The organism is Marivivens sp. ABH4_498 (assembly GCF_056160585.1).
The window spans coordinates 67776-94089 of the sequence record NZ_JBSWXL010000007.1 but is presented as its reverse complement, the minus strand read 5'-3'; the positions used below and the strand labels follow the sequence as shown (position 1 = coordinate 94089).

Annotated in this window: 22 protein-coding genes; 6 read left to right on the top strand and 16 right to left on the bottom strand. The window is 55.1% G+C overall.

Going from position 1 to position 26314, the window contains the following annotated elements; genetic code table 11:
* Positions 1-7 precede the first annotated feature (7 nt).
* The gene (locus ACXAGA_RS13830) at positions 8-982 is read right to left on the bottom strand and encodes an ABC transporter ATP-binding protein (protein ID WP_475118128.1); all 975 of its coding nucleotides are present in this window, start codon (positions 980-982) and stop codon (positions 8-10) included.
* A gap of 59 nt (positions 983-1041) precedes the next feature.
* Complete coding sequence (locus tag ACXAGA_RS13825) at positions 1042-1125, bottom strand: AgrD family cyclic lactone autoinducer peptide (RefSeq protein WP_475118127.1); 84 nt, start codon at positions 1123-1125, stop codon at positions 1042-1044.
* A gap of 112 nt (positions 1126-1237) precedes the next feature.
* Here ACXAGA_RS13825 and ACXAGA_RS13820 point away from each other — a divergent pair, with 112 nt between their 5' ends.
* Complete coding sequence (locus ACXAGA_RS13820; protein ID WP_475118062.1) at positions 1238-1924, top strand: GntR family transcriptional regulator; 687 nt, start codon at positions 1238-1240, stop codon at positions 1922-1924.
* 30 nt (positions 1925-1954) lie between these two features.
* On the opposite strand, the gene ACXAGA_RS13815 is transcribed toward ACXAGA_RS13820, so the two are convergent.
* The 5 genes from ACXAGA_RS13815 to ACXAGA_RS13795 form a co-directional block, all read right to left on the bottom strand.
* Positions 1955-3043: an ABC transporter ATP-binding protein gene (locus ACXAGA_RS13815; protein WP_475118061.1), complete on the bottom strand. Its 1089-nt coding sequence runs from the start codon at positions 3041-3043 to the stop codon at positions 1955-1957.
* A gap of 12 nt (positions 3044-3055) precedes the next feature.
* Positions 3056-4699 (bottom strand): alpha-glucosidase, encoded by a 1644-nt coding sequence (locus ACXAGA_RS13810; protein ID WP_475118060.1) that lies wholly within the window; start codon positions 4697-4699, stop codon positions 3056-3058.
* 11 nt (positions 4700-4710) lie between these two features.
* The gene (locus ACXAGA_RS13805) at positions 4711-6039 is read right to left on the bottom strand and encodes a carbohydrate ABC transporter permease (protein WP_475118059.1); all 1329 of its coding nucleotides are present in this window, start codon (positions 6037-6039) and stop codon (positions 4711-4713) included.
* A complete protein-coding gene (locus tag ACXAGA_RS13800) occupies positions 6039-7283 on the bottom strand; it encodes a carbohydrate ABC transporter permease (RefSeq protein WP_475118058.1) in 1245 nt (414 codons plus the stop codon). The genes ACXAGA_RS13805 and ACXAGA_RS13800 overlap by 1 nt, the downstream gene beginning before the upstream one ends.
* 75 nt (positions 7284-7358) lie before the next feature.
* A complete protein-coding gene (locus ACXAGA_RS13795) occupies positions 7359-8714 on the bottom strand; it encodes an ABC transporter substrate-binding protein (RefSeq protein ID WP_475118057.1) in 1356 nt (451 codons plus the stop codon).
* Between the two features lie 238 nt (positions 8715-8952).
* On the opposite strand from ACXAGA_RS13795, the gene ACXAGA_RS13790 reads away from it, so the two are divergent.
* Both ACXAGA_RS13790 and ACXAGA_RS13785 read left to right on the top strand, forming a co-directional pair.
* Positions 8953-9978: a LacI family DNA-binding transcriptional regulator gene (locus tag ACXAGA_RS13790; protein ID WP_475118056.1), complete on the top strand. Its 1026-nt coding sequence runs from the start codon at positions 8953-8955 to the stop codon at positions 9976-9978.
* Between the two features lie 77 nt (positions 9979-10055).
* A complete protein-coding gene (locus tag ACXAGA_RS13785; protein ID WP_475118055.1) occupies positions 10056-11027 on the top strand; it encodes a glucokinase in 972 nt (323 codons plus the stop codon).
* On the opposite strand, the gene ACXAGA_RS13780 is transcribed toward ACXAGA_RS13785, so the two are convergent.
* From ACXAGA_RS13780 to guaB, 3 genes are all read right to left on the bottom strand, one after another.
* Positions 11024-13291, bottom strand: a complete 2268-nt coding sequence (locus ACXAGA_RS13780; protein ID WP_475118054.1) for an ATP-binding protein — start codon at positions 13289-13291, stop codon at positions 11024-11026. The two genes, ACXAGA_RS13785 and ACXAGA_RS13780, sit on opposite strands and share 4 nt — an antisense overlap.
* A 90-nt stretch (positions 13292-13381) precedes the next feature.
* Entirely contained in the window at positions 13382-14536 is a 1155-nt protein-coding gene (locus ACXAGA_RS13775; protein WP_475118053.1) for an RsmB/NOP family class I SAM-dependent RNA methyltransferase, read from the bottom strand.
* On the bottom strand, positions 14537-15982 hold the full coding sequence (gene guaB / locus ACXAGA_RS13770) for an IMP dehydrogenase (RefSeq protein ID WP_475118052.1): 1446 nt from the start codon (positions 15980-15982) through the stop codon (positions 14537-14539).
* 204 nt (positions 15983-16186) lie between these two features.
* Here guaB and ACXAGA_RS13765 point away from each other — a divergent pair, with 204 nt between their 5' ends.
* The gene (locus ACXAGA_RS13765) at positions 16187-18220 is read left to right on the top strand and encodes an ASKHA domain-containing protein (protein WP_475118126.1); all 2034 of its coding nucleotides are present in this window, start codon (positions 16187-16189) and stop codon (positions 18218-18220) included.
* Positions 18221-18443: 223 nt separating this feature from the next.
* A complete protein-coding gene (locus tag ACXAGA_RS13760) occupies positions 18444-19013 on the top strand; it encodes a fasciclin domain-containing protein (RefSeq protein ID WP_475118051.1) in 570 nt (189 codons plus the stop codon).
* 61 nt (positions 19014-19074) lie between these two features.
* On the opposite strand, the gene pgi is transcribed toward ACXAGA_RS13760, so the two are convergent.
* The 6 genes from pgi to ACXAGA_RS13730 all read right to left on the bottom strand — a co-directional run bounded on the left by pgi (position 19075) and on the right by ACXAGA_RS13730 (position 24982).
* On the bottom strand, positions 19075-20679 hold the full coding sequence (gene pgi, locus ACXAGA_RS13755; RefSeq protein WP_475118050.1) for a glucose-6-phosphate isomerase: 1605 nt from the start codon (positions 20677-20679) through the stop codon (positions 19075-19077).
* The gene (pgl, locus tag ACXAGA_RS13750) at positions 20679-21350 is read right to left on the bottom strand and encodes a 6-phosphogluconolactonase (RefSeq protein WP_475118049.1); all 672 of its coding nucleotides are present in this window, start codon (positions 21348-21350) and stop codon (positions 20679-20681) included. Before pgl ends, pgi begins: the two co-directional genes overlap by 1 nt.
* Positions 21351-21359: 9 nt before the next feature.
* On the bottom strand, positions 21360-22814 hold the full coding sequence (gene zwf, locus ACXAGA_RS13745; RefSeq protein ID WP_475118048.1) for a glucose-6-phosphate dehydrogenase: 1455 nt from the start codon (positions 22812-22814) through the stop codon (positions 21360-21362).
* Positions 22815-22924: 110 nt separating this feature from the next.
* Complete coding sequence (locus tag ACXAGA_RS13740; RefSeq protein WP_475118047.1) at positions 22925-23509, bottom strand: HNH endonuclease; 585 nt, start codon at positions 23507-23509, stop codon at positions 22925-22927.
* Between the two features lie 181 nt (positions 23510-23690).
* Positions 23691-24356 (bottom strand): alpha/beta hydrolase, encoded by a 666-nt coding sequence (locus tag ACXAGA_RS13735; RefSeq protein ID WP_475118046.1) that lies wholly within the window; start codon positions 24354-24356, stop codon positions 23691-23693.
* Positions 24353-24982 (bottom strand): DNA-3-methyladenine glycosylase family protein, encoded by a 630-nt coding sequence (locus ACXAGA_RS13730; RefSeq protein WP_475118045.1) that lies wholly within the window; start codon positions 24980-24982, stop codon positions 24353-24355. Before ACXAGA_RS13730 ends, ACXAGA_RS13735 begins: the two co-directional genes overlap by 4 nt.
* A gap of 87 nt (positions 24983-25069) precedes the next feature.
* Between ACXAGA_RS13730 and ACXAGA_RS13725 the strand changes: the two genes are divergently transcribed.
* Positions 25070-26314, top strand: coding sequence for an MFS transporter (locus ACXAGA_RS13725; RefSeq protein WP_475118044.1), 1245 nt, complete (start codon positions 25070-25072; stop codon positions 26312-26314).

Here is a 26314-nt window from a genome sequence, read left to right as displayed (position 1 = left end):
GAGGAGGTTAAGATTGGAGGCGGTGTAGCCGCCCCTCGTCCCAAGCCAGCATCACAGCATCGCCTGGATTTTTTGGTGATTGGAAAAACGCAGCTTCGGGCACCAGTGCCAGCACCTCTTCGCCCGCGGTCGTGGCCGTGGTCAGTGCCACATGGCCGCCCTGATATTCGACCGCCGTTACTGTTGCAGGCAGCCCCGCGTCCGCCAATAAAACAGCGTCAGCGCGCAGTGCGACTTTGCCACCGTCATAGGTGATGACGTTGTGACCGCCCATAAATTTCGCGACGAATTCGGTTTTGGGGGCGGCCCACACGTCCCTTGCCGCCCCCGATTGTTCGATAACCGAATTATTCATAACGACCAGTTCGTCGCCCAAGGCCAACGCTTCGTCCTGACCGTGTGTGACGTGAATAAAAGTGATCCCCAATTCGCGCTGCAGACGTTTTAATTCCGTCCGCATTTTGATGCGTAAAAATGGGTCTAGTGCCGACAATGGTTCATCCAGCAACAAAACCTTTGGCTGTGTGACCAATGCGCGGGCCAATGCAACGCGCTGCTGTTGGCCACCAGACAATTGCGCAGGGAAACGGTCGGCGTATTGAGTCATATCAACCAGTTCCAACACTTCGTTGGCTTTGGCGTGGCGCGACGGTTTGTCGACACCCTTCATCCGCAAAGAAAAGGCAACATTGTCCCGCACAGAAAGGTGGGGAAACAGGGCGTAGCTTTGAAACATCATGGCTGTTCCCCGTTTCGCTGGCGGCAGGTAAGACACATCAAACCCGTCCAGCACGACCGACCCATCGGTCACTGCCTCATGGCCCGCGATCATCCGCAACGTCGATGATTTACCGCATCCCGAAGGCCCCAATAGGCACACGTAACTGCCTGCCTTGAATTGATAATTGATGCTGTCTACGGCGAGCGTATCTCCGTATTTCTTGGTTAGGTTAACCAGTTCGAGATCGTATCCAGCGCCCATATCCACTCCGGTTCGGCCTAGGCCATTTCGCGTTTCCGATGGGGTCACCTGAGCCGACTTCATGGGCGCTGCGCTAGATTTTCCGTTTGGTAAAACCACCAAAAACATGCCCTGCCCGATTTTTTGGCACTAATTTTTTCGATGTATCAAAATCTGTGCGCAAAATTGTATACAATCTTAAAAACAACAATGCGGCCTGTTTTGAAAATTGCGCTTTGCGATCGAATTCAGCATGTTGAATTCAAAGGAATGACGATGACCCAATTACAAACACCGCCCGTGACCGCCGATAGCCTGTTTGAACAGCTGGAACTGGCTATCCACGAACACCGTATCGCACCGGGTACGAAATTGGGCGAAGACGAGATTGGCGACATTTACGGGGTTAGCCGCACCACTGTACGTGCCGCATTACAATCCTTGTCCCACGAACGTCTGGTTGAACTCAAACGCAACAAAGGCGCGTTTGTTGCGCAGCCATCCGTTAAAGAAGCCCGCGACGTATTCGAGGCCCGTTCCCTGTTGGAACCGCGCACCGCACATTCGGCCGCGCTACGCATGACGGACGCGGATATCGAAAACCTACAACGCCACATCGACGCAGAACATGATGCGCTGCACGCTGGCGATAGTGGCCGTGCGCTGTATCTATCGGGTCAGTTCCACGTCGAAATCGCGCATATCGCGGATCAGGAAACGATTGCGGCGTTTATCAAACAGCTGATTTCACGGTCATCGCTGATTATCGCGCTGTATTGGCAACGCCGATCTGCGCTGTGCGAAAGTAACGCCCACCATGCGCTGATGTCCGCCTTTGCCGACCGCGATGGTGACCGCGCCCAAGAGTTGATGAAAAGCCATCTTGTGGATCTGATCACGTCGCTGGATTTGCGAAATATTGAATCGTCCCCCACATCGCTGCGGGACGCGCTAAAGCGATAATAAAACGGGCCCCGAAAGGCCCGTTTGTTTTTAGCGATAGTACAGCGATTGACCGTTATGGAAAATCTGAACCTTTGCAGGGTCGGCAGTCAGGCTAACCGTTTTGCCGCGCATATCGCGATGAATACCGGGCAGCTTCGCAATCACAGGATCATTCCCTGCGATTGCAGCAAAGTATAGCAACGTCACTTCGCCCAACGCTTCGGTAATGTCGACAGTGCCCGAATAGATTGGGTCAGCGTCGGTTTGAACCATGTCTTCGGGTCGCACACCGATATTGACGCGCAATCCCATATCAGCGGCTTGGGTCGGAACGGCGGAAACGGCTCTACCGCCAGCGTCCAGTTTCACGGTGGTCTGCGCCCCCGTCCCCACAATTTCACCTGACAACAGGTTCATCGCTGGCGATCCGATAAACTGCGCGACGAATTCGTTTTCAGGACGTTCATACAGTTCCAGCGGCGTGCCCACCTGCGCGATCCCTTTGTTCGCCAGCACAACGATGCGGCTGGCTAGGGTCATCGCCTCGACCTGGTCGTGGGTCACGTAGATCATGGTGGAATCCGGCATCGCCTCTTTCAGCTGGGCGATTTCAATGCGGGTCGCAACGCGCAATGCCGCATCAAGGTTGGATAGCGGTTCGTCAAACAGATACACCTGCGGATCACGCACAATCGCACGGCCAATGGCAACGCGCTGCCGCTGACCACCGGACAGAGCCTTTGGCAAACGATCCAGATAATCCTCTAGCTGCAAAATCTTTGCGGCTTTTTCGATCGCCGCATCAATTTCCGCCTGAGGTTTCTTTGCGATTTTCATCGCGAACGCCATGTTATCGCGCACCGTCATATGCGGGTACAGCGCATAGGATTGGAACACCATCGCAATGCCGCGCTGGGCGGGCGGAATGTCATTCACAACAGACCCGCCAATTTCCAGCGTGCCATCTGTGATCTGTTCCAGCCCTGCGATCATCCGCAGCAAGGTCGATTTACCACAGCCCGAAGGCCCGACAAAAACAACCAGTTCACCCTGTTTGATATCAAGGTTGATGTTTTTCAGCACCTCAACCTTGCCACCGTATTTTTTGCCGACGTCTGTCAGTTTTAGATCAGTCATCTGCCCCCTCCCTTAGTTCTGCTGTAGCGCAATATAGGGCTGCCATGGGCCCAGATGGATGCCGCCGTCAGCGGACAGATGCGCGCTGCCCAGTTCGCCGCCAACCGCGTGCCAATCACCCGATGGTGCGTCCAAATCGGATGGCGTGTCGCTTAGGTTAAAGGCGCAAAAGATTTTGGTGTTGCCGGCGGTGCGGGTAAAGCTCAGCACATCCCCATCGACCTTTAGCGGTGTGCAGTCGCCTGTTTTCAGCGCCTCATGCGCGTGACGGAATGCGATCGCGCGGCGATAATGGTGGATTAATGCGGCTGGATCATCCTCTTGCGCGCTGACGGCATTTGCGACGTGTTCGGACGATACGGGCAGCCATGGCTGGCCGGTTGTAAAACCACCGCAGGCGTTATCGCGTTCCCAAACCATCGGCGTGCGGCAACCGTCGCGGCCTTTGAACTCTGGCCAGAACTGGATGCCATATGGATCCTGTAGGTCTTCGAATGCGACATCTGCCTCTTGCAGGCCCAATTCTTCGCCTTGATAGATGCAAACCGATCCGCGCAGGCACATCATCATCGTCGTGAACAAACGTGCCGCAGCGGGCGTGAGGCCCCAGCGGGTGACATGGCGTACAACGTCGTGGTTGGAATAGGCCCAACAGGCCCAACCATCCGCAGCCACATCATCGACCTGAGCCATGACATCCGCGACGAATTGCGCCGTTGGACGATCACCCGAAAGCAGTTCGAACGCATAGCACATCTGCATCAGATCATTGCCAGCGGTGTACTGGCCCATGATTTCCAAACCGCGCTGGGCATCGCCCACCTCGCCCACAGCTGCAGCTCCAAAGGGCTCCATCACGGCACGCAGTTTGCGCAAGAAATTCAGGTTTTCAGGATGGTTCTTGTCGTACAGGTGTTCCTGATGGTTATACGGGTTCACCGACGGCGCGATGTTAGAGTTGCGTTTATCCTTTGGCAACGCAGGGTTATCGCGCAGCTGCGCGTCATGCATGTAGAAATTGATCGTATCCAAACGGAACCCGTCCACACCGCGGTTCAACCAGAAACGCGCGACATCCAGCAACGCCTCTTGAACGTCGGGATTGTGGAAATTCAGATCAGGCTGCGACACTAGGAAATTGTGCAGGTAATACTGTTCGCGGCGCGCATCCCACTGCCACGCAGGACCACCAAAGATCGACAGCCAGTTGTTCGGCGGATTGCCGTCCGGTTTCGGGTCCGCCCAGACATACCAATCCGATTTATCGTTGTCGGTGCTGGCGCGGCTCTGTTCGAACCACGGGTGCACGTCCGACGTATGCGACAGCACCAGATCGATCATCACACGCAGGCCAAGGCCGTGCGCCGTTTCGATCAGCGCATCGAAATCAGCCAGCGATCCGAACATCGGATCGACATCGCAATAGTCCGACACGTCATAGCCGAAATCCTTCATCGGGGACGTAAAGAACGGCGAAATCCAGACGGCATCAGCGCCCATAGATGCGATATGCGGCAGGCGTTGGACGATCCCCAACAGGTCGCCAATGCCGTCGCCATTGCTGTCCTGATAGCTGCGCGGATAGATTTGATAGATGACGGCGCCGCGCCACCAATCCTTGTCATTGACGTTCGACAAAACAGGTGTGGTTGTCATTGTTGTTTTCCTTATTTCACCGACCCGGCCAACAGACCGCGGACAAGGTATTTTTGCATTGCGAAAAAGACGATGAGAGGCACCGATATCGACACAAACGCCGCTGTTGCCAAAATTTCCCAGTTCCCGCCGCGTGTCCCCAATAGTTCGACAATCTGGCGGGTCATCACGGTGGTCTGTCCCGAACTGTCGATCAGGAATACCAGCGCAACCAGCAGGTCATTCCATGTCCACAGGAATTGGAAAATCGCGAAAGAGGCCAGCGCAGGGAACGACAACGGCAGGATGATACGGGTAAAGATCTGGAACTCGGTCGCGCCATCGACGCGTGCGTTTTCGATGATGTCGCGCGGCAGGCCCGCCATGTAGTTGCGCAGCAGATAAATCGCCAGTGGCATCCCAAACCCCGTATGCGCCAGCCAAACGCCCAAATAGCCTTTGCCGATACCAATTTGCAGGTGCAAACGCAGCAGCGGAATTAGGGCCAATTGCAGCGGCACAACCAGCAGACCGACGATGGCGGCGATCAGCAGCGCACGACCTGGGAAATCCATCCATGCCAGTGCGTAGGCCGCGAAGGCCGCAACTGTGATCGGGATGATCGTTGCAGGAATGGTCACGGTCAAAGTGTTAAAGAACGCTTTGGCCATATTATCGCTGGCTTGGCCGCCGCCCTGACCTGTCCCCAGCCCATAGACGACCGACAAAATCAGAAATAACGCAATTCCAGACAGATAAGCCGCAGGTTTAACGTAAGTCGGCGCAACAGATTTCGACGCAAACCCAACAACAACCGCCAAAACTACCGAAGCAGCCGCGTAAATCAGAATGGATTGAATGACGCCCTGACCCAGAACGGTGTCATAGTTTTCCAGTGTAAACTCTGGTGGGCTAATGGCCGTGACGAACACGCGCTGACCACGACCAGACAATTGTTCAACGCCCGTCCAAACGTAATCACCCGTTTCAGCAACAGTTATCGTTTCACCATCACCTAAATCAGCCACATCACCCGGAACATAGGCCGAAATATCGCGCGAAGATGTGCCCCACGTCGAAATGGTCGCCTGCGCGCCCTCTTCGTACAAGTTGCCGGTCACAGCCCATGTGCCATCGTCCATTTGAACCGCGAAATCATCGGGATCAGCCGCGCGCAGCGTTTCGGATTGTTCGGTCGGAAACAAGGCTTTCCACCAGCCTGTGCTGGAAATCTGATCAGCCGTGCGGAACGACGACACGAACAAACCAACGGTCGGGAAAATCCATAGGACGACCAACAAAACAACAGAGATGTGCACCGCCCAGTTCAGCGATGATTTTGTGCCTGCTATAGTGGACATTAGCGCATCTCCTTGCGGGCGTTATAAACGTTCCAAACCAGAATTGGCGTGACCAGCAGCATGATAACCATGGCCGAGGCCGATCCGACGCCCCAGTCGTTCGAACGGAACAGTTTGTCGTACATGTAGTTGGCCAAAACTTGGGTTTCCCACTGGCCGTTTGTCATGGCGAACACGATGTCAAAGATTTTCAAAACAACGATCGTGATCGTGGTCCAAACCACAACGATCGTCCCCATGATTTGCGGGATTTTGATCTTAAAGAAAATCTGGAACGGGTTGGCGCCATCTACGACCGCGGCTTCGATCGTTTCTTCGGGAATGCCGCGCAGGGCTGCCGATAGGATCACCATGGCAAAACCCGTTTGAATCCAGATCAACACCACCATTAGGAAGAAGTTGTTCCAGAACGGAATGGTCAGCCATGTCTGCGGTTTACCATAGTCGAATTGCGCGGTTGCCACGTCGATCACATTCAATGCCGCCAGCGCCCCCAGCCACACAAAAATCACCGCAGCAACGATACGCAAGACCATGAAAACAGGTGAAATTTTGCTGTACGGATCAGGTTTCACAACCGGACGCGCAGTGATCCACGCAGCGTAAAAAACAACAGCCGCAAAGAAAGCAAAGATCAGGATTGGAATTACCTGAAGGATCAAGATCGACCCGATCCCGCCGTCGAATTCCAGCCACATCGCATTCAGAATACCGATCTGTGATTGCCCCGCAGGACGCGCGTCATAAATCAGTTTGAAGATCACCGCCGCGCCAACGAACGAAATCGCCATCGGCATAAAGATCAACGATTTGGCAAAGCTGCCCCATTTGATGCGGTCCGTTAATTGCGCGACCAGCAGCCCCATGGCCGTCGCGGCGGCAGGAACGATTAAGAGCCACAGCATGTTGTTGCGCATTGCTTCCCAGAATTTATCTTCGGCCAGCATGCGGCGATAGTTGTCAAAGCCAACGAATTGCGATGCACCACCTGGCAAACGCTCTGTCACCGACAAGCGGAACGTTTCAACGACCGGATAGGCCAAATACAGCCCCAAAGCCACAAGCGCAGGCGCAAGAAACAACCATGGGCGCACCATGTTGGCGCGGTTGATATTTTGGCCAGCGTTTTTTCCGCGTGCGGGAAACAGAACTTTGTCCAAAAACAAATTAGACAGGTAAAAATAGGCCACGCATCCACCAACCCCAAATAGGATTGTGATCAGGCCTTGCAATGCCGGATTCATGATGATCCCCCCAAATTTTGGATCAAAAAAGGGTAACCCGAATAACGGGTTACCCAACAGACTTAATTCGCCTGATTACTTGATTGCGTCCCAGGATTCTTGGATCGAAGTTGCAACGTCTTCGGCAGATGCGCCGCCAACGAAATCAACCATACCGGTCCAGAACGAACCTGCGCCAACTGCGCCCGGCATCAGGTCAGACCCGTCAAAGCGGAACGTGGTTGCGCCTTGCAGGATCGCACCTTGGGATGCCAATGCAGCCGATGCGTAGTTGTCGTTGTTCACGCCAAGATGCGGCGTCAAGAAACCGCCCTGCGCCATCATGACTTCTTGTGCGAATGGGGTTTGCAGGAATTCCATGAAACCTTGGGTCGCATCGGAATCGTCGGTCACAGCCAGCAATGTGCCGCCGCCCAGAACTGGGTTACCCAGATCTTTGTCTGCGTAGCTTGGGAAGTAGAAGAAATCAGCGTCTTCGCCGACTTCGGTGCCTTCTGGGAAGAACGCAGGAATGAACGACGCCTGACGGTGCATGTAGCATGCTGGTGGGGTGTCGAACATGCCTTTCGGGCTGTCGCGGAAATCGGTCGATGCAACTGCACCTGCGCCGCCTGCAACATAGGCGTCATTCTTTGCGAACCAGCCGAACTCTTCCATCGCGCCGATGACTTCTGGCGAATTGAAAGCAAGATCGTTGGTGGTCCATGCGTCGTAAACATCTGCTGGCTGAGTGCGCAGCATCAGGTCTTCGACCCAGTCGGTTGCTGGCCAGCCGGTCGCTGCGCCCGAACCCAGACCGATACACCATGGGGTGCCGCCGTCCGCAACGATCTGATCGGTCAGTGCTTTCAACTCTTCCATCGACGTTGGAATTTCGTAACCGGCGTCTTCGAAGTTTTCAGGAACGTACCAAACCAGCGACTTGACGTTCACGTTAAAGAAGAAACCAAAGAAATCATCGCCGTTGCCAGCGTTGTCATAGGTGCCCAGATCGATCCACGACTGACCTGCTGCGTAGTTGTCCATGACCCACTGACGTGCATCATCACCCAGTGGCGTCAGCGCGCCTTGGCTTGCCAATACAGCAGCCAGACCTGGCTGTGGGAACACCGCGATGTTCGGAGCGGAACCCGCCTCAACGTCGATCACGATCTGCTGTTCAAAGCTGTCCGAACCAACATACGACACGTCAGCGCCGGTCGCTTCTTCAAAATACGCGATCATGTTGTTGAAATAGTCAGCCTCTGGCGACATCCAAGGGCCCGAAATGGTGACCGACTGACCTGCGTAGTCATGACCTTCTGCAAAGGCGGCTAGCGAATCCCAGTTAAAGTCGCCTTCGCCGTCTGCAAAAATCAAATGACCCGCTGCGTTTGCGGAACCAGCAATCAGTGCCAGCGCTGCCGCGCCTGCGTAATATTTCATTTTCATTTGTATCCTCCCGTGAGCGCATGTGCGCATCGTTTGATCCGGCGCCTCAAAGGTTATTCAAAGCGCTTTGGATGGCTAAACATTACCGATTCATCGTAATGTGTCAACTAGTCTCAAAACGGTGTGAGTAAAGTCTGGATACAAATAATGTCACAAAAGGATATAAACACATTTGTTTGACCCCACTTAATGCAAAGTCTACATTGGTTCGAAATTTCAAAACGCTTTGGGAAATGACATGAACCTCAAGGAACTGTCTAAAATTTTAGGGCTCAGCCAGACCACAGTCAGCCGTGCCTTGAACGGATATCCCGAAGTGTCCGAAGAAACGCGGACCAAGGTTCAAAAAGCAGCCGAAAAACATAACTATCGCCCAAACACCAAAGCGCGATCGCTGGCGACGGGTCGCAGCATGGCTATCGGCCATGTGATTCCAGTGTCCACAAAACATGAAATGGTGAACCCCATCTTTGGCGATTTCATTTCCGGCGCTGGCGAAGTGTATTCAAAACACGGCTATGACATGGTCCTAACCGTCGTCGAAGACAAAGGCGAAGAAGCCGCCTATCGTCAGATGCAATCGCGCGGGTCGGTGGATGGCGTGGTTGTGCATGGCCCGTTAACCGCAGAACCGCGTATCGATTTCCTGCGAAAAATTGGCCTGCCGTTCGCAGTGCATGGGCGCGCCAGCGGCGAAAGCAGCGATTACAACTGGGTTGATATCAACAACCGCCGTGCGTTCCACCGCGCAACCGATTTCCTGTTGGACCTAGGTCACCGTCGCATCGCATTCATCAATGGCCTAGAAAATATGGATTTCGCGTTTAGGCGTCGCGAAGGGTTTGTCGACGCCATGTCGGAACGCGGCGTTGCCTATGACCCTGCCCTTATGTTTTCCAACGAAATGACCGAAGACTACGGGTACGAAACAGCGCTGGCCCTATTACAGGGTGAAAATGCGCCGACCGCATTCTTGGTGTCGTCGATGATCTGTGCGTTGGGCGTTCGGCGCGCCATCGAAGATCTGGATATGAAAATGGGACGCGACGTGTCGATCATCACGCATGATGACGTCCTGTCCTACATGCCAAACGGAAAAGATGTGCCCATTTTCACGTCGACCCGATCTTCTGTGCGGCAAGCAGGCAGATTGGTTGCTGAAACGCTATTGGCACAGATTTCCGATCCGATGCGACCGCCTGCGCATCAACTGTTAGAGGCCGAATTGATGGTCGGACAGTCCACGGGCCCCGTTAAGGTCTAGTTTACTCTTGCGGTCGACATAACAAGCCATTTATGACCTGCAACAACAAATGTGACCGCTAACATTCGGAGCTGGAGATGACCCAAGCCGATCCTCGCCTATCAATTGTTGCCGATATTGGCGGCACAAATACTCGTGTTGCGCTGGCGCATGGCCGCGTGGTTCAAACCGAAACGATCAAACGCTACGCAAACGCAGACTATCCCGGTTTGGAAACGGTTTTGCGCCAATACATGTCCGAAATTGGCTGCGCCGAACCTTATGCCGCGTGCATTGCTGTTGCGGGCCCCGTGCGCGACGGGCGTGCGTCGATGACGAACCTGGATTGGGCGATGGACAAAACCACGCTACACCGCGCCACCAACGCAAAACAGGTTGCAATCCTGAACGACCTGCAGGCCCAAGGCCACGCCATCGGGCACATTTCCGACGATATGGTTAAAACCATCATCAAAGGTCCCGAAACCAACGAGCACGCCGCGAAATTGATGATCGGCGTTGGCACAGGGTTCAACTGCGCCCCCGTCTACGAAACCGAAGCAGGCCGTCTGGTCACCCCGTCAGAGGCTGGCCACGCGAACCTGCCTATCCGTAACGAAGCCGAATTGCGCCTGTGTAATTACGTGTCAACGGCGCATGGCTTCCCAGCGGTCGAAGACGTTCTATCGGGCCGCGGTCTGTCGCATGTCTACGCTTGGCTTAGCGAAGAGGCGGGCGAACCAACAGAGCTTAGCGCGGCAGACATTATGCAGCGTTGCGCCGACAAATCCGATCCGCGCGCGATCGAAGCGGCCAAAATGTTCGCACGTGTGTTCGGCACGGTGACTGGTAACCTGTCGCTGATCCACCTACCATTCGGCGGTGTTTACCTAACCGGCGGCGTCGCACGGGCCTTTGGTGATTACTTGATCGAATTTGGATTTGTAGATGCCATGCGTGACAAAGGCCGATTTGCTGGATTTATGTCGAACTTTGGCGTTCACATCGTCGAAGACGACTATGCCGCTTTGACAGGGTGCGCTGCACACCTAGAGGCGCACTGCGCCTAAGCAGCGCTGCGCCCCATCTGTTCCAACACGGTATTCGTTAAATCGCCCAGCGAAAACGGTTTTGGCAAAAAGGCGGAATTCGGGATCAATGCCCGATTTTCGCCAAATGCATCTTCGGCATAGCCCGAAACGAAAACGACCTTTGCGTCGGGGCGCTCTTGCAATGCCTCTTTGACCCAAGTCGGCCCATCCAGTCCTGGCATGATGACGTCTGTGACGAAAATATCGATATGCAGGTCTGGATCAGCCAACATTGTCAGGGCCGTTTCACCGCAGTCTGCCTCTAGCACGGTCAGACCTTTCAGGCGTAGCGCGCGGGAGGCAAAGGACCGAACGGGCGCTTCATCCTCGACCAACAAAACGACGCCTTCACGCGATAAAATAGGCGCCTTTTCAATAGCTTTCGGGGTGACTTGAACCTCATCTTCGATCGGGTCAAAGGATGGGAAATATAAGGTAAAGACCGATCCGACATCCAATTCGCTGTCGGCAAAAATGAACCCGCCGGTTTGTTTGACGATGCCATATGCCGTCGACAATCCCAAACCGGTGCCTTCGCCCGCACGTTTGGTCGTGTAAAACGGTTCAAATATCTTTCCCAGCTTTTCTTCTGGAATTCCAAAGCCTTCGTCGATGACTTTAATCATCGTATAATCGCCTGCGGGCAACACGGCACGGTCACGGTGTATCGTTTCAGAAAGATTGATATTCGCGCTTTCAATCCGGATTTCACCACCCGTCGGCATCGCATCCCGCGCATTCACCACAAGGTTGATAATCACCTGTTCCAATTGACGTTTATCGGCGCGTATCTTGTGCAGATCAGGTTCCTGCGAAAACACCAGCCTAATCCGTTCTCCAACCAGACGGTTCATCAAATGCGTCAAATCGGACAACACGTCAGATAGCTCTAGCACCTCTAACGACAGGGTTTGTTTTCGGGAAAACGCCAAAAGCTGCGCAACCAGACTACCAGCGCGGTTTGCGTTTTGATGGATCTGGATTAGGTCCCCGTAGTCTTGATCGCCTTGATCATGTCGCAGCAACAACAGATCGCAATGCCCTGAAATTGCTGTCAAAAGGTTGTTAAAATCATGTGCAACACCGCCCGCCAGCTGACCGATTGCCTGCATTTTCTGGCTTTGGACAAACTGCGCCTCTAACGATTTGAACTCTGTCATATCATTCAGCACAGCGATCAAATGTCGATCCGCGCCGGTCCCTGTGGCATGCAACGAAACCTGAACGAAAAAGTCCTGTCGATGACCTTTGCCGCGCAAAAACTCGCGGCAGTTGGCAGTTCGGCCTTCGGCGACATCGGACAGCCATTCAATCATCGGGCGGCCCAATCCTTCTAGAACATCAGAAAGGCGAGAATGATCATTAATTTCAACACCTAACAACGCACAGCTTTCGCGATTTGCTGCTATAATTTCCCCAGTCTTCGCGATTTTCATCAGTGGCACAGGCAAATCTTCGATGGCGTGCCAGTCCGCAACGGGCGGCAAAGCATTCGACACCCCAGGCAAAAGAAACACCTCTTGGCGGCCACCAGCAATATTCGTTGCCGCTATCACGCTGCGCAGCGGCCCATTTTCGGTATTCACCGAATAGCTGCGGCCTGAAATCAAATGGGATGTTCCAAACAGTTTGTCCAAGGAACGAACGCGATGACCCACAATCGCGCGCATCTGGTCGTTCATGAATAATATCGTACCACTCGGGCCTGCTGTTAACGCGGGTAACGACATTTGGTGCGACTGCGTTGACGTTTCATTGGCAATTTCACTGCAACGCCACAAAAACAATCCAGCCGCAAATTTGGTTACGAAAATCGATAATTGATTATCTCGGCCGTGTATCGTTTCCGAATAGGGTTTGGTTTGAGCCAGTTGTTGGACCTGCAAAATTTTGACATCGGGCATCGCAAAATAGCGCCGCAACAACGTTTCATGCGTCTGCCCCAATGAGGCGGACAACAGGTCACCGCGTTCATTGATCAAGAAAGCTGGGCCATTTTCGGATTGTACGATATCGCGCGCCGCTTTGATCACTTGCTTGCGGCCGTAGTGGCGCACAGCAAGCCACGCGGTTGCCGTCACGAAAATGCCAACGAACAACGAGGCGGCATAAACTATGTGGTCCGTTCCGGAAAATTGAAACACCGCATAAAGGCCAGAGATCAGTGCAATCACACCAACAAGGATGATGCTGCGTGGGGAATTCGTTGAAAAAATATGTCTCACGGCCGATTTGGACTCCATTCGTTCAAGTCCTGTTTGCCGACCAAGGGTTAACGGAACCTTAATACGTTAACCCACTATATGAGAAAATTTCGCCCGCTCAACCTTGGGTTAAGTGCGACGCAATATGGCCTGATAAAAACCGTCCCCATCCGCTGTTGGACGGCGGCGCAATTCATCAACGACCGTCCATTCTGGGTTCTGCGACATGAACTGGTCGACGATACCGCGATTTTCGGATTCGATGACTGAACAGGTTGCATAGGCCAACCAACCATCGCCAGAGACGTATTTCTGTGCGGTATTCAGAATAGACAGCTGGATTTCATTCAGCGCAGCCAGCCGAGCCGGCGTGAATTTCCATTTTGCATCAGGCGTCCGGCGCCAAGTTCCGCTGCCGCTACAAGGCGCGTCGCATAGAACGCCATCAAAAGATGCACCTTTGGCAATATCCGAGGCAACGGCGATGCGCACCCCTGCCCGTTTTGCACGCGGCGCGATGTCTTTCATCCGTGCGGGGTCGCCATCATGCGCGGTGACGGTCGCGCCGCGATCTGCCATCCCGAGTGATTTGCCGCCGCCGCCAGCGCAGTAATCCAATACTTTCGCCCCGTCCGATATCGGCAGACGTTCAATCGCAATCTGGCTCGACGCGTCCTGCATATCAAACAGGCCATCCTCCCACGCGGGCGATTGTTGCAATCGGCGCGGGTTGGACAAGATACGCAGCGCAGTCGTCGAACCTTCGACAGGTTCCGCGTCAATTTCAAAATCGCGCAGGTCACCAATCAGACGATCGCGGGAAATCCGTTTCGTGTTGGTGCGGATAAATACATTTGCGCGGTCCCGCTGCGCCATGGCAACGGCAGCTGCGTCATCGCCGAATACATCAACCAAAGGCTGCCATAGCCAGTCAGGCCAATCGCAGCGTTCTTGGTCGGTTAACTCTGCCGTGTGATCCGTTTCTTCGCTGGTCAACGTCGCGGGCGCGTGGCCTTCGCCAGTGAAAACGGTCGTTAAATCAGCGCCAGCAGTGCGCAAATTGCCGATCATCAACGCGCGGCCCGTGTCGCCGCCGCCCATCGCAGCCGAACTGCGCATGGTGCGCAACACGTCGAACACATGGTCGCGCACCGCGGCGCGGTCTTTGGACCCTGCAAAACGCGACGATCGAGACCACGCAAGTAGCGCAGCCTCGGCTGGTTGTCCGTTTTGGATCTGGTCAAGGACGGCAATCGCCGCAGCAACCCGCGCCGCTGGTGTCACTTAGCCGATCCGATAGTTCGGCGATTCACGGGTGATCTGAACGTCATGCACATGGCTTTCTTTCAGACCTGCGCCCGTGATTTTGACAAAGGAACAGCCTTTGTTCATTTCAGCCACGGTTGCATTACCGGTGTAACCCATCGCAGCGCGCAGACCGCCAACCATCTGGTGCAGAACGGTGGCAACTGGGCCTTTGTACGGCACCTGACCTTCGATACCTTCTGGCACCAATTTGTCGTTTGCGGCGTCTTTTTGGAAATAACGATCCGCCGAACCACGCGCCATTGCGCCTAGGCTGCCCATGCCGCGGTAGGATTTGAACGAACGACCTTGGTACAGGACAACCTCGCCCGGGGATTCATCGGTGCCTGCGATCATCGAACCGACCATTGCGCAAGATGCGCCAGCGGCGATCGCTTTGGCAAAATCGCCCGAGAATTTGATGCCGCCGTCAGCGATCACAGGGGTATCACCCGCAGCAGTCGCACAATCATTGATCGCGGTCAGCTGAGGCACACCAACGCCCGCCACCATACGGGTGGTACAGATCGAACCAGGGCCGATGCCGACCTTTACGGCGTCAGCGCCTGCGTCGATCAACGCTTTGGTCGCGTCGCCAGTCGCCACGTTGCCCGCGATGATCTGAACGTCGCTTTCGGCTTTGATGCGTTTCACAGCATCCAAAACGCCCTGCGAATGGCCGTGCGCTGTGTCGACGACGATGATGTCAACGCCCGCGTCGATCAGTTGCAGCGACCGTTCATAGCCAGCTTCGCCAACGGATGTTGCCGCAGCCACGCGCAGACGGCCCAATTCGTCCTTGCACGCGGTCGGGTTCAAAACAGCTTTTTCGGTGTCTTTCAGCGTCAGCAGACCCGTCAGTTTGCCTTTGCCATCATGGACCAGCAGTTTTTCGATACGGCGCGCGCGCATCAGGCTTTTGGCTTCTTCCAGATCGGCAGGTTCGGCCAGCATCGCCAGATCGTTCGATGTCATCATTTCGCGCACCGGCATGTCGTCGCTGTTCGCAAAACGCATGTCGCGGTTGGTCAGGATACCAACAACCAGACCGTTTTCATCGACCACAGGGAAACCGGTAAAGTTATAGCGTTCAACCAGCGCCTTTGCGTCCGCCAGCGTTTGATCAACGCGCAGGGTCACAGGGTTGTAAACGATACCCGATTCAAACCGTTTTACGCGGCGCACTTCGCGTGCTTGTTCTTCGACGCTCAGGTTTTTGTGGATCACGCCGATACCGCCCGCCTGCGCCATCGCAATCGCCATGCGCGATTCCGTCACCGTGTCCATCGCGGACGACAGCAAGGGGATGTTCATCTTGATTCCACGGGTCACATGCGTACGGGTGTCGGCAGTCGCCGGCAGCACCGAAGAGGCCGCAGGGACCAGTAGTACGTCGTCAAAGGTGAGGGCCTCGCGAATCTCCATAATGCGCTCCATGGAATGGCTTCGTTTGGCGCTTCGCTATTACATGGATATCCCCAATGGGAAAGCCCTAAGTCCAAAAAAATCCAACAAACCCGTGTGATCTGACGCTGCAATGACGTATCCGAACACTAACATGACGTTCATCGCCCAATGACGGCGATCACGGCGTTCTATAAACTGATCCAAAAAGCGCGAGAATACCCCATGACGACCGATCCTTTGGTGATCTTTACCCCTTCTGGCAAACGCGGGCATTTCCCTGTTGGCACCCCAGTTTTAACGGCTGCCCGCAAATTGGGCGTCGATCTGGATTCCGTTTGCGGCGGTCGCGGCATTTGTTCGAAATGCCAGATCACGCCATCCTATGGTGAATTTGCCAAACACGGCGTCACCGTGGCCGACGATGCGATCAGCCCGAAAAACGCGGTCGAAAATCGCTACGACGAAAAACGCGGGCTGAAACCGGGTCGCCGTCTGGGGTGTCAGGCCACAATCCAATCCGATGTTGTGATCGACGTCCCCGCAGAAAGCCAAGTCCACCGTCAGGTCATCCGCAAAAGCGCAGCCCAGCGTGATATCGTCATGGATCCCGCAACGTCGGTTCATTACGTCAAAGTCGCCGAACCTGACATGCACGATCCATCGGGCGATTTCGAACGGCTGCAGGACGCGCTGCGCACCGAATTGGGCATGGACCGCGTCATGGTGGACCTGCCGATCCTGCGCAAACTGCAACCGGCCTTGCGCAAAGGTGGGTGGGGCGTAACCGTCACGCTGTATCAGGATCATACTGGCGCCCCTGCCCGTATTCTGGATATCGCGCCCGGATTTGATGAACGTCCCATTTATGGTCTGGCGATTGATCTGGGATCAACCACCGTCGCCGCCCATCTGTGCGATTTGAAAACGGGCGACGTCATCGCCTCGTCCGGTCTGATGAACCCGCAAATCCGTTTCGGCGAAGACCTCATGAGCCGCGTTTCCTATGCCATGATGAACAAAGGCGGCGATCAGGAAATGACAGCCGCAGTGCACGATGCGATCAGCGATCTGGCCCGCGAAATCGCGACCGAGGCTGACATCCCAACAGACCGCATCATGGAAACGGTGTTTGTCTGTAACCCTGTGATGCACCACCTGCTACTGGGCATCGATCCGGTCGAACTGGGCCAAGCGCCGTTTGCTTTGGCCACGGGCGACAGCCTATCGCTGGGCGCGGCAGACCTGAACCTGACAAACATGAACGAAAACGCGCGGGTTTATATCCTGCCGTGTATCGCGGGCCACGTGGGCGCGGATTGCGCGGCGGTCGCGCTATCCGAACAGCCCGACCAGTCCGACGATCTGGTTCTGATCGTGGACGTTGGCACCAATGCGGAAATCCTACTGGGCGATAAAACGGGCGTTCTGGCCTGTTCGTCGCCCACCGGCCCCGCATTCGAAGGCGCGCAAATCAGCAGCGGCCAACGTGCCGCCCCAGGAGCCATCGAACGGATCGAAATAGATCCTGTCACAAAAGAACCGCGTTTCCGCGTCATCGGCTGTGACGAATGGTCGGACCATCCCGATTTCGCAGCCCTGACCGCGCAAACGGGCGTCACAGGCATCTGCGGGTCGGGCATTATCGAAGCCGTCGCCGAAATGCGCACCGCTGGCCTACTGGACCCAACGGGCTTGATCGGTAACGCCGAACAAACCGGCACCCCCCGCTGCGAGGCCGAAGGCCGCACCAACGTCTATGTCATCCACGACGACACCGCCAATGGCGGCCCACGCATCACCGTTACCCAAGGCGACATTCGTGCGATCCAATTGGCGAAATCCGCGCTCTATGCGGGCGCGCGCCTGTTGATGGATGAAAAAGGCGTCGATACCGTTGACCGCATCGTTCTGGCGGGTGCCTTTGGCGCGCATATCAGCGTCAAACACGCGCTGATTTTGGGCATGATCCCTGATGCGCCATTGGGCAAAGTGACCAGCGCAGGGAACGCGGCGGGCACGGGCGCGCGGATCGCGCTGTGTTCGAAATCGGCCCGTAAACAGATCGAAACCACGGTGCGCAAAATAACCAAAGTCGAAACCGCGATTGAACCCAAGTTCCAAGAGCATTTCGTCAACGCCAACGCGATCCCACATGCAACCGACCCATTCCCGCATTTGACGCAAGTGGTGACGTTGCCGACCCCGTCGTTCAACACCCAAGGCCAAGCGGGCGGACGCCGTCGCCGCCGCGGGTAATACAATTGGTGACGCTGTTTTTGCCCCAGCGTCACCGTCGACCCACGGTTTCGGATCTATCCAGATAGCGGCCTACGTCAGACGGCGGCGACTGGATCACATTATTTTCCCAGATTAACAGATTGTTATATTACAGAAATAACACGCACGCGTGACTGATCCGACTGCATCCGATGCGCCATTGCCTCCGTATACCTTGGCATAACCTAACGGAGAGAGTTCCATGAAAAAGACATTCGCAGCATCGATCATCGCACTGGCACTGGGTACAGGTGCAGTATTCGCTGAATCGCACGCCATGACCGATAACCCAATGGTCGGCGGCGCCCCAATGTTCGCTGACAAGAACATCGTAGAAAACGCGGTGAACTCGGCCGATCACACCACACTGGTCGCAGCAGTACAGGCCGCTGGTCTGGTTGAAACCCTACAGTCCGAAGGCCCATTCACCGTGTTCGCCCCAGTGAACGCAGCCTTTGACGCGCTACCAGCAGGCACCGTAGAAACCCTGCTGCAGCCGGAAAACAAAGACATGCTAACCAAAATCCTGACCGCACACGTGGTCGCAGGTAACTGGTCGGCCGCAGACATCGTTTCGGCAGTTCAGGCATCCAGCGACGGTTTCTACCATTTCAATGCCGTATCCGGTGACGCGCTATCGGCGCAACTATCCCCATCGGGCAACGTATATATCTATGATGAATCCGGTAACGCAGCACTGGTAACCATTGCCGATGTGAACCAGTCGAACGGCGTGATCCACGTGATCGACAGCGTTCTGTTGCCAAAATAATCGCCACTCACGGTGAACGACGTGGCCGTCGCAGATTATCTGCGGCGGCCATTTTTTATGATTATAGCCCGCGGGTTTTCAGGAATTTGACCAGCTTGGCGGTTGATCCGTCTTTGTCTTCGGCCCCTTGGGTGCCTTCGACGATCGGCTGCAGCGCTGTGGCCAATTCTTTGCCCAACTCTACGCCCCATTGGTCATAGGAATTGATACCCAAAACCACGCCTTCGACGAATACGCGGTGTTCATACAGCGCCACGATCTGGCCCAACATGAACGGATCAAGCTTTGGATAGGCGATGGTGACCGACGGGCGGTTGCCTTTGAACACGCGGTGCGCGGCCTGACGTTCCAGTTCGTCGCCTTCGAATTTGCCGGCGATGATCGCGCGCGCCTCATCCAGCGTACGGCCTTTCATCAGGGCCTCGGATTGGGCCAGACAGTTGGCGACCAACAATTGATGCTGGTGGTGCAGGTCCGCGTCGTGACCTTCGGCAGCAACTAGGAATTCACAAGGGATCACGCGCGTGCCTTGGTGGATCAGCTGGTAAAACGCGTGCTGGCCGTTGGTGCCGGGTTCGCCCCAAACGACAGGGCCGCTGTCAAACGGCAGGTCCGCGCCGTCCATACTGACGCCTTTGCCGTTGCTTTCCATTTCCAACTGCTGAAGGTACGCGGGCAAACGGGCCAGATTGTTGTCGTATGGCAAAACCGCGCGGGTCGCGTGACCACACACCTGATTGTGCCAAATCCCGACCAAAGCCAACAGCGCAGGCAAGTTTTCTTCCCATTTTGCAGCGCGGAAATGGGTGTCCATCGCCTGACCACCGCGCAAAAACGCGCGGAATGCATCAGGGCCGATCGCAATCATCAGTGACAGGCCAATCGGACCCCACATCGAATAACGGCCGCCGACCCAGTCTTCGAACCCGAAAACGCGTGCGGCTGGAATACCAAAGGCAGCGGTTTTATCCATTGCGGTCGATAGCGCCGCAAACTGGCCCGCAGGTTCGGTGACGGCCTCGCTCATCCATGCTTTGGCGGTGCGGGCGTTGGTCATGGTTTCGATGGTCGTGAATGTTTTCGACGCGACGATGACCAGCGTGGTTTCAGGATCGCACTGACGCAAGACCTGTGAAATATCGGCAGGATCGACGTTGGACACGAAATGACAGCGCGGGCCATCCACATAAGGCGCCAGCGCAACATAGGCCATCGCGGGGCCCAGATCAGACCCGCCGATGCCGATGTTGATCACATCGGTGATCTTGCCACCCTGCCCTGTGAATTCGCCCGAACGGATCGCAGTCGCGAAATCGGCCATACGGTCCAGCGTCTGGCGAACCTCGGGGATGACATCCTCGCCGTCCACCTCGACCGAGCCGCCGTCTAGGTTACGCAGCGCTGTATGCAGCACGGCGCGGCCTTCGGTTTCGTTGATTTTTGCGCCCGAGAACATTGCATCGCGGCGTTCGGCAACTTTGGTCTGATCCAACAGATCAAACAGCATTTTGCGCGCGTCGGTATCAATATTGGTTTTCGAATAATCAAACAGCAGCTCGCCCGCTTGCGCCGAAAAATCATCAGCGCGGCGCAGGTCCAGCATGTCTTCGATACGGCGGTCTTTGACCGTCGCATAATAGGATTTCAGATCGTCAAAAATGGTCATTAGCTTTCGGCCCAGTGAACAGTTGCGCCCGATAGAATTGCGGCAACGGGTGCCTCGTCTGCGGACAGGTGACGCGCTTTTTCCAGCGCCTCGCGTTTGTCCGCACCTTTGATCACAATATGACGGCGGATCGCGCCGCGCAGTACATGAGCCGACAGTGTGATGCGCGGCTCTGGCGCACCGGGGGCCCGCATGGGGTACAAAATATCCGTGCCGTGCAGCGCGTCGTTCAAACGATCCGCACCTGGGAAAATAGACGCGGTGTGCATGTCCGCGCCCATGCCCAGCAGACAGACGGAAATCGGCAGTTTGGGCGCGATATGTGCCGACAGTTCGGGCAGTTTTTCTTCGGCGGTTCCGCCATCTGCGTATAGCGGCAGGTAATTCGCTGCCGCCGCGCGATCGACCAGCAAACGCTGTTTCAACAAACGGGTGTTGGACCGGTCGGAATCTTCGGGAACCCAGCGTTCGTCGGTCAGCATAACGTTGACGCGCGCCCAATCCAGATCAACCGCGCACAGCTGATCAAAAATCGGACCCGGAGTGGTGCCGCCCGGCACGGCCAAGGTTGCGTATTCGTCCGATTGTAGGCTTTCGCGCAATTCCCCTGCGATCATATTCGCAAGGTCGATCATCATCATTTCCGCGTCAGCGTATTCGATTAGTTCCATTGTCTTTCCTTAGCCTTTGATATCGCGCCAACGACGTCCGTCGCGGTGCATCAACATCAATGCATCATCAGGGCCCGAAGACCCCTGATCGTACCATTTGGGAACATCATTCCGTTTGATCCAGCCTTCGATGATCGGATCGGTCCATTCCCACGCGGCTTCGACTTCGTCGCCGCGCATGAACAAGGTCTGGTTCCCGCGGATCACGTCCATGATCAGACGTTCATATGCGTCGGTCACGTCGTCCGCCTCTTCGCCCAACGCTTCAGAGAATGTCATATCCAAAGGCACGTCGATCAGGCGCATACCGCCCGGGCCAGGTTCTTTGATCGTCACCTGCAGATCGATACCTTCGTTCGGCTGTAGACGGATCGCCAGAATGTTGCGGTGGCGGGCCTCATCACCTTCGAAAATCGAATGACCCAGATCTTTGAACACCACGGCGATTTCGGATGCGCGGGCTTTCATCTTTTTGCCGGTGCGCAGATAGAACGGCACGCCAGCCCAACGCCAGTTGTTGATATGGCAGCGCATCGCGACAAAGCTTTCGGTGAAAGAACGCGGGTTTTCTGCGTCATCACGATAGGACGGGCTATCGCCATCCTTATCATACTGACCGCGCACAATGTGATGCGAATCAACAGGTTGCAGGGCGCGGATCACCTTTAGCTTTTCGTTGCGCACTTCGTCCGCTTCGAATTTGCTGGGCGGTTCCATTGCGATCAGACACAACAGCTGCATCAGGTGGTTTTGCACCATGTCGCGCATCGCGCCCGATTTATCGTAATAGGCGCCGCGACCACCAACGCCGACGGTTTCGGCAACGGTGATCTGGATGTGATCAACGTAGTGGTTGTTCCACAGCGGTTCGAACAGCACGTTGCCAAAACGTACGGCCATCAGGTTCTGAACAGTTTCTTTGCCCAGATAGTGGTCGATGCGGTAAATCTGCGTTTCGTCGAAATACCCCGCCAGCGTTGCGTTCAACGCTTTGGCGGTTTCCAGATCGCGGCCGAATGGTTTTTCAACGACAATACGGCTTTCGCTGTTTGCAATCTTATGTGCATGCAGGCGTTCGGCCAGATCACCGAACAGCGATGGCGCGACCGAAAAATAGAACGCGCGCACAACGTCGTCGCGCATTTTGTCGGCTAGCTCTTTCCAGCCGCCTTCGCCTTTGGCGTCGATGGCGACATAGGACAGTTTTTCTAGGAACTCTGCGATCGCGGCCTTTTCGGATTTTTCCGCGCCGCCAAATTCCTGAATGGCATCACCTACCAATTCGCGGAAACCCGCATCATCCATTTCGGAACGTGCCGCGCCGATGATGCGCGATTCAGGAGTCATCTGACCTGACAGATACCGGCGGAACAGACCCGGTAGGATTTTACGACGAGCCAAATCGCCCGTGCCACCAAAAATCACCAAATCGAATGGATCGACCGGAATTACGCGAGATACCATTTTTGTCTCCGCCTACTGCCTAATGTTCGTTAGCGCTAACGCGCGAACCTATTACATCTTCCCCAACGGGAAGTCTAGCGCGAGTGAAACAAAATGAGACGCGTCTAACCTTATGCTTCTAGCTCTGCATCCCAATACAGATAGTCTAACCACGTATGGTGCAAGTGATTAGGGCGGAATTTACGCCCATAATTACGCAATTCTTCGGCTGTTGGGCGCCGTGGCGGTTTTGACAGCGTTAAACCTGATTGTTTAAGCAGTTTGGACCCTTTGCGCAGGTTACATGGGCTGCAGGCCGCAACAATATTTTCCCACGACGTGATGCCGCCGTGCGCGCGGGGCACAACGTGGTCGAACGTCAAATCACCTTTGCCACCGCAATACTGACATTCAAAAGCGTCCCGTAAAAAAACATTAAAGCGCGTGAAGGCCACGCGCTTTTGAGGTTTAACATAGTCTTTCAGGACGACGACCGACGGTATTTTCAGCTCCATCGAAGGGCTTCGGACAACGTCATCGTAGGTGGCGATAATATCGACACGATCTAACCAGGCTGCTTTTATCGCTTCTTGCCATGGCCATAGGGACAACGGATAATATGAAAGCGGACGATAATCCGCGTTCAGCACCAGCGCGGGATTTTTCCGCAGCCCTGCTGGATCACGTACAAAGTTCGTCCTAAAATCGCCGTCCATCGCAGTAAAACTCCCCTGCTCTGTCTACCTTTTCGGTACCAGAGCGAGAGCAACCCGCCCCAGCATAGTTACAACTATATATCGTGCGGCAAACCAATCAAGCCTCACAATATCGTTGAAATACCATGACTACATAGGGGCGCGTTGTAACAGTAGAGTGACCGTTTTTCAGGCAGTTTGCCTAGTAACCCAGCCGATCCCGCATGAATGCCAGCGCAACAGACAGACCGTCATTGTCGATCCCGTGCCCTGTGCCTTTCATGATATGGGCGAAAACCTCTTTCCATCCTGCATTCTGCAGGGTTTCTGCGGCTTGGGGCAAAGACTGAACGGGTACGACGTCATCCGCGTCACCGTGCACCAGCAAAACAGGCGGTTTGGATTGGGCTTCGTCCTCTAGCAATTCGGGTTCCAGCAAACGGCCCGAAAATGCCACGATACCGGCAACAGGGTCTTCGCGGCGCGGAGCCACATGCAGCGACATCATCGTGCCTTGGGAAAACCCGAACAGAATAACCTGTTCCGGCAACAGATCTTCGTCGACCATCACGCCGTCCAAAAACGCGTTCAGATCATCGGCGGCGCGATACAGACCTTCGCGCGATTCTTCTTCGCTGGACCCGTCAATCCATGGGATGGGAAACCACTGATATCCCATCGGGGCGCCCGCACAATTTTCCGGCGCATCGGGTGCGATAAACAGGGTGTCCGGCATATGTTCACCCAAAACATCGGCAATCCCCAGCAAATCCGCCCCATTGGCGCCGTAGCCATGTAAAAAAATCACAGCCGAACGCATCTCTCCGGATACGGGTTCGCGGCGGCTAGCCTGTAATGCGCGTGTCATCTGATACCTTCCCTATCTTTTGCCACCCTGTAGTAGGCCCACAGCAGCCGCGCTGCAACAGCGCGCCATGGCGACCAGTCGTTTGCCATCACACGCAGTTGTTTTTCGGTCGGCCTATTTTCCAACTGAAACAAAATTTTTGCAGATTCCTGTAGCGCCAGATCACCGGGGGCAAAAACATCCGCACGCCCCAAGGCGAACATCGCATAAATCTCGGCCGTCCAAACACCGATCCCTTTCACAGCGACAAGCGTTTTGACGACATCATTTGTTGATGCCCCGCGCAAAGCGGTGAAATCTATTTCGGCCTCTGCCAACGCTTTGGCGTAGGTCGCCTTTTGACGGCTTAGGCCGATCGCACGTAATTCATCGACCGTTGCAGCGCGAATAGCCGCCGGGTCGGTCATGCCTGCCTGTTCAACCCGCGCCCAAATCGCATTTGCGGACGCAACGCTGACCTGCTGGCTGACAATTGCTGACAATAGCCGATCAAACCCGTCCTTTGTGCGGCGCAGCGGCACCGGTCCACAAGCCTGCGCGGCATGTGCAAATTCAGGCACATTGGCCGATAGCCAATCGATACCTTCGGCGATGCAGGCGTCGGTTTCAATGATGCGACCAATCATGCCATTTTCCTAATTTATCCAATCAAACGGATTGACCAACGGATACAAACCAACAACAACGTCAGTACCCATTCAGGACATATATTCATGACGATTGAAATAGTTGACGATTCACGCGCCCGCAGAAATGTGGTTGTTCTGGTCATAGCGCAGGCCATTTTGGGCGCGCAAATGCCGATGATTTTTGCCATCGGCGGACTGGCTGGGCAAATGCTGTCCCCTGATCCATGTTGGGCAACCCTGCCGATTTCCATGATCGTTTTCGGATCGATGACTACTGCGCCTTGGCTATCGCCATTGATGCAGCGCAATGGTCGGAAATTCGGATTTATGATGGGCGCATTTTCAGGGATGGTCGGCGCGATGGTCGCCGCAATCGGCCTGTATTTCGGGAATTTCCTGCTGTTTCTGGCAGGGTCTTACATCACCGGCATCTATATGTCGGCCCAAGGTTTCTATCGTTTTGCCGCCACCGACACCGCATCGGACGGTTTCAAACCCAAGGCGATTTCCTATGTCATGGCGGGTGGTCTGATTTCTGCGATCGTCGGGCCGCAGCTGAACAAAGTCGTCGGCGACATCAATCCGATTATTCCGTTTCTTGGCAGCTATCTAACCATTGTCGCGATCAATTTCTTTGGTCTTTTCCTGTTCATGTTCCTAGACCTGCCCGCAGGAACCCGAGGTCAGCCGATCACGATAAAACCTGTTCTGCGAAGCCGCAAAGAAATGCTGACAGACCCGCCTATTCTGGTCGCGATCGTTGTCGGCATGGTGTCTTATGCGTTGATGAACCTTGTTATGACGTCCACCCCACTGGCGGTGGTCGGCTGCGGATATGGGACCGATAGTTCAAACGATATCGTCACAGCGCACGTATTGGCGATGTTTATCCCGTCGTTCTTTACAGGCCATTTGATCGCAAAATTTGGCGTGACACGCATTATGGCTCTGGGTCTTGTGATCCTTGCCTTTGCGGGCGTGGCGGCATTGGCCGGCGTTCACATCGCAGACGAAGCAACGGCTCCGTCGCTGTTCAGCTTTTATGCGGGTCTGATCCTGCTGGGCATTGGCTGGAACTTTGGCTTTATCGGTGCGACCGCCATGCTGTCCAAATCCCATTCGGCGGATGAACGCGGTGTCGTGCAGGGCCTGAACGATCTGATCGTCTTTGGCGGTGTCACCGTGGCGTCGCTTGCCTCTGGTGGATTGATGAATTGTTCGGGCGGTTCGCCAATCGACGGCTGGACAGCAGTCAACATGGCGATGGTGCCGTTCCTTGCGCTAGCAGGCGGATCGCTGATCTGGCTGGCGCTACGGCCAAAGGCCTAA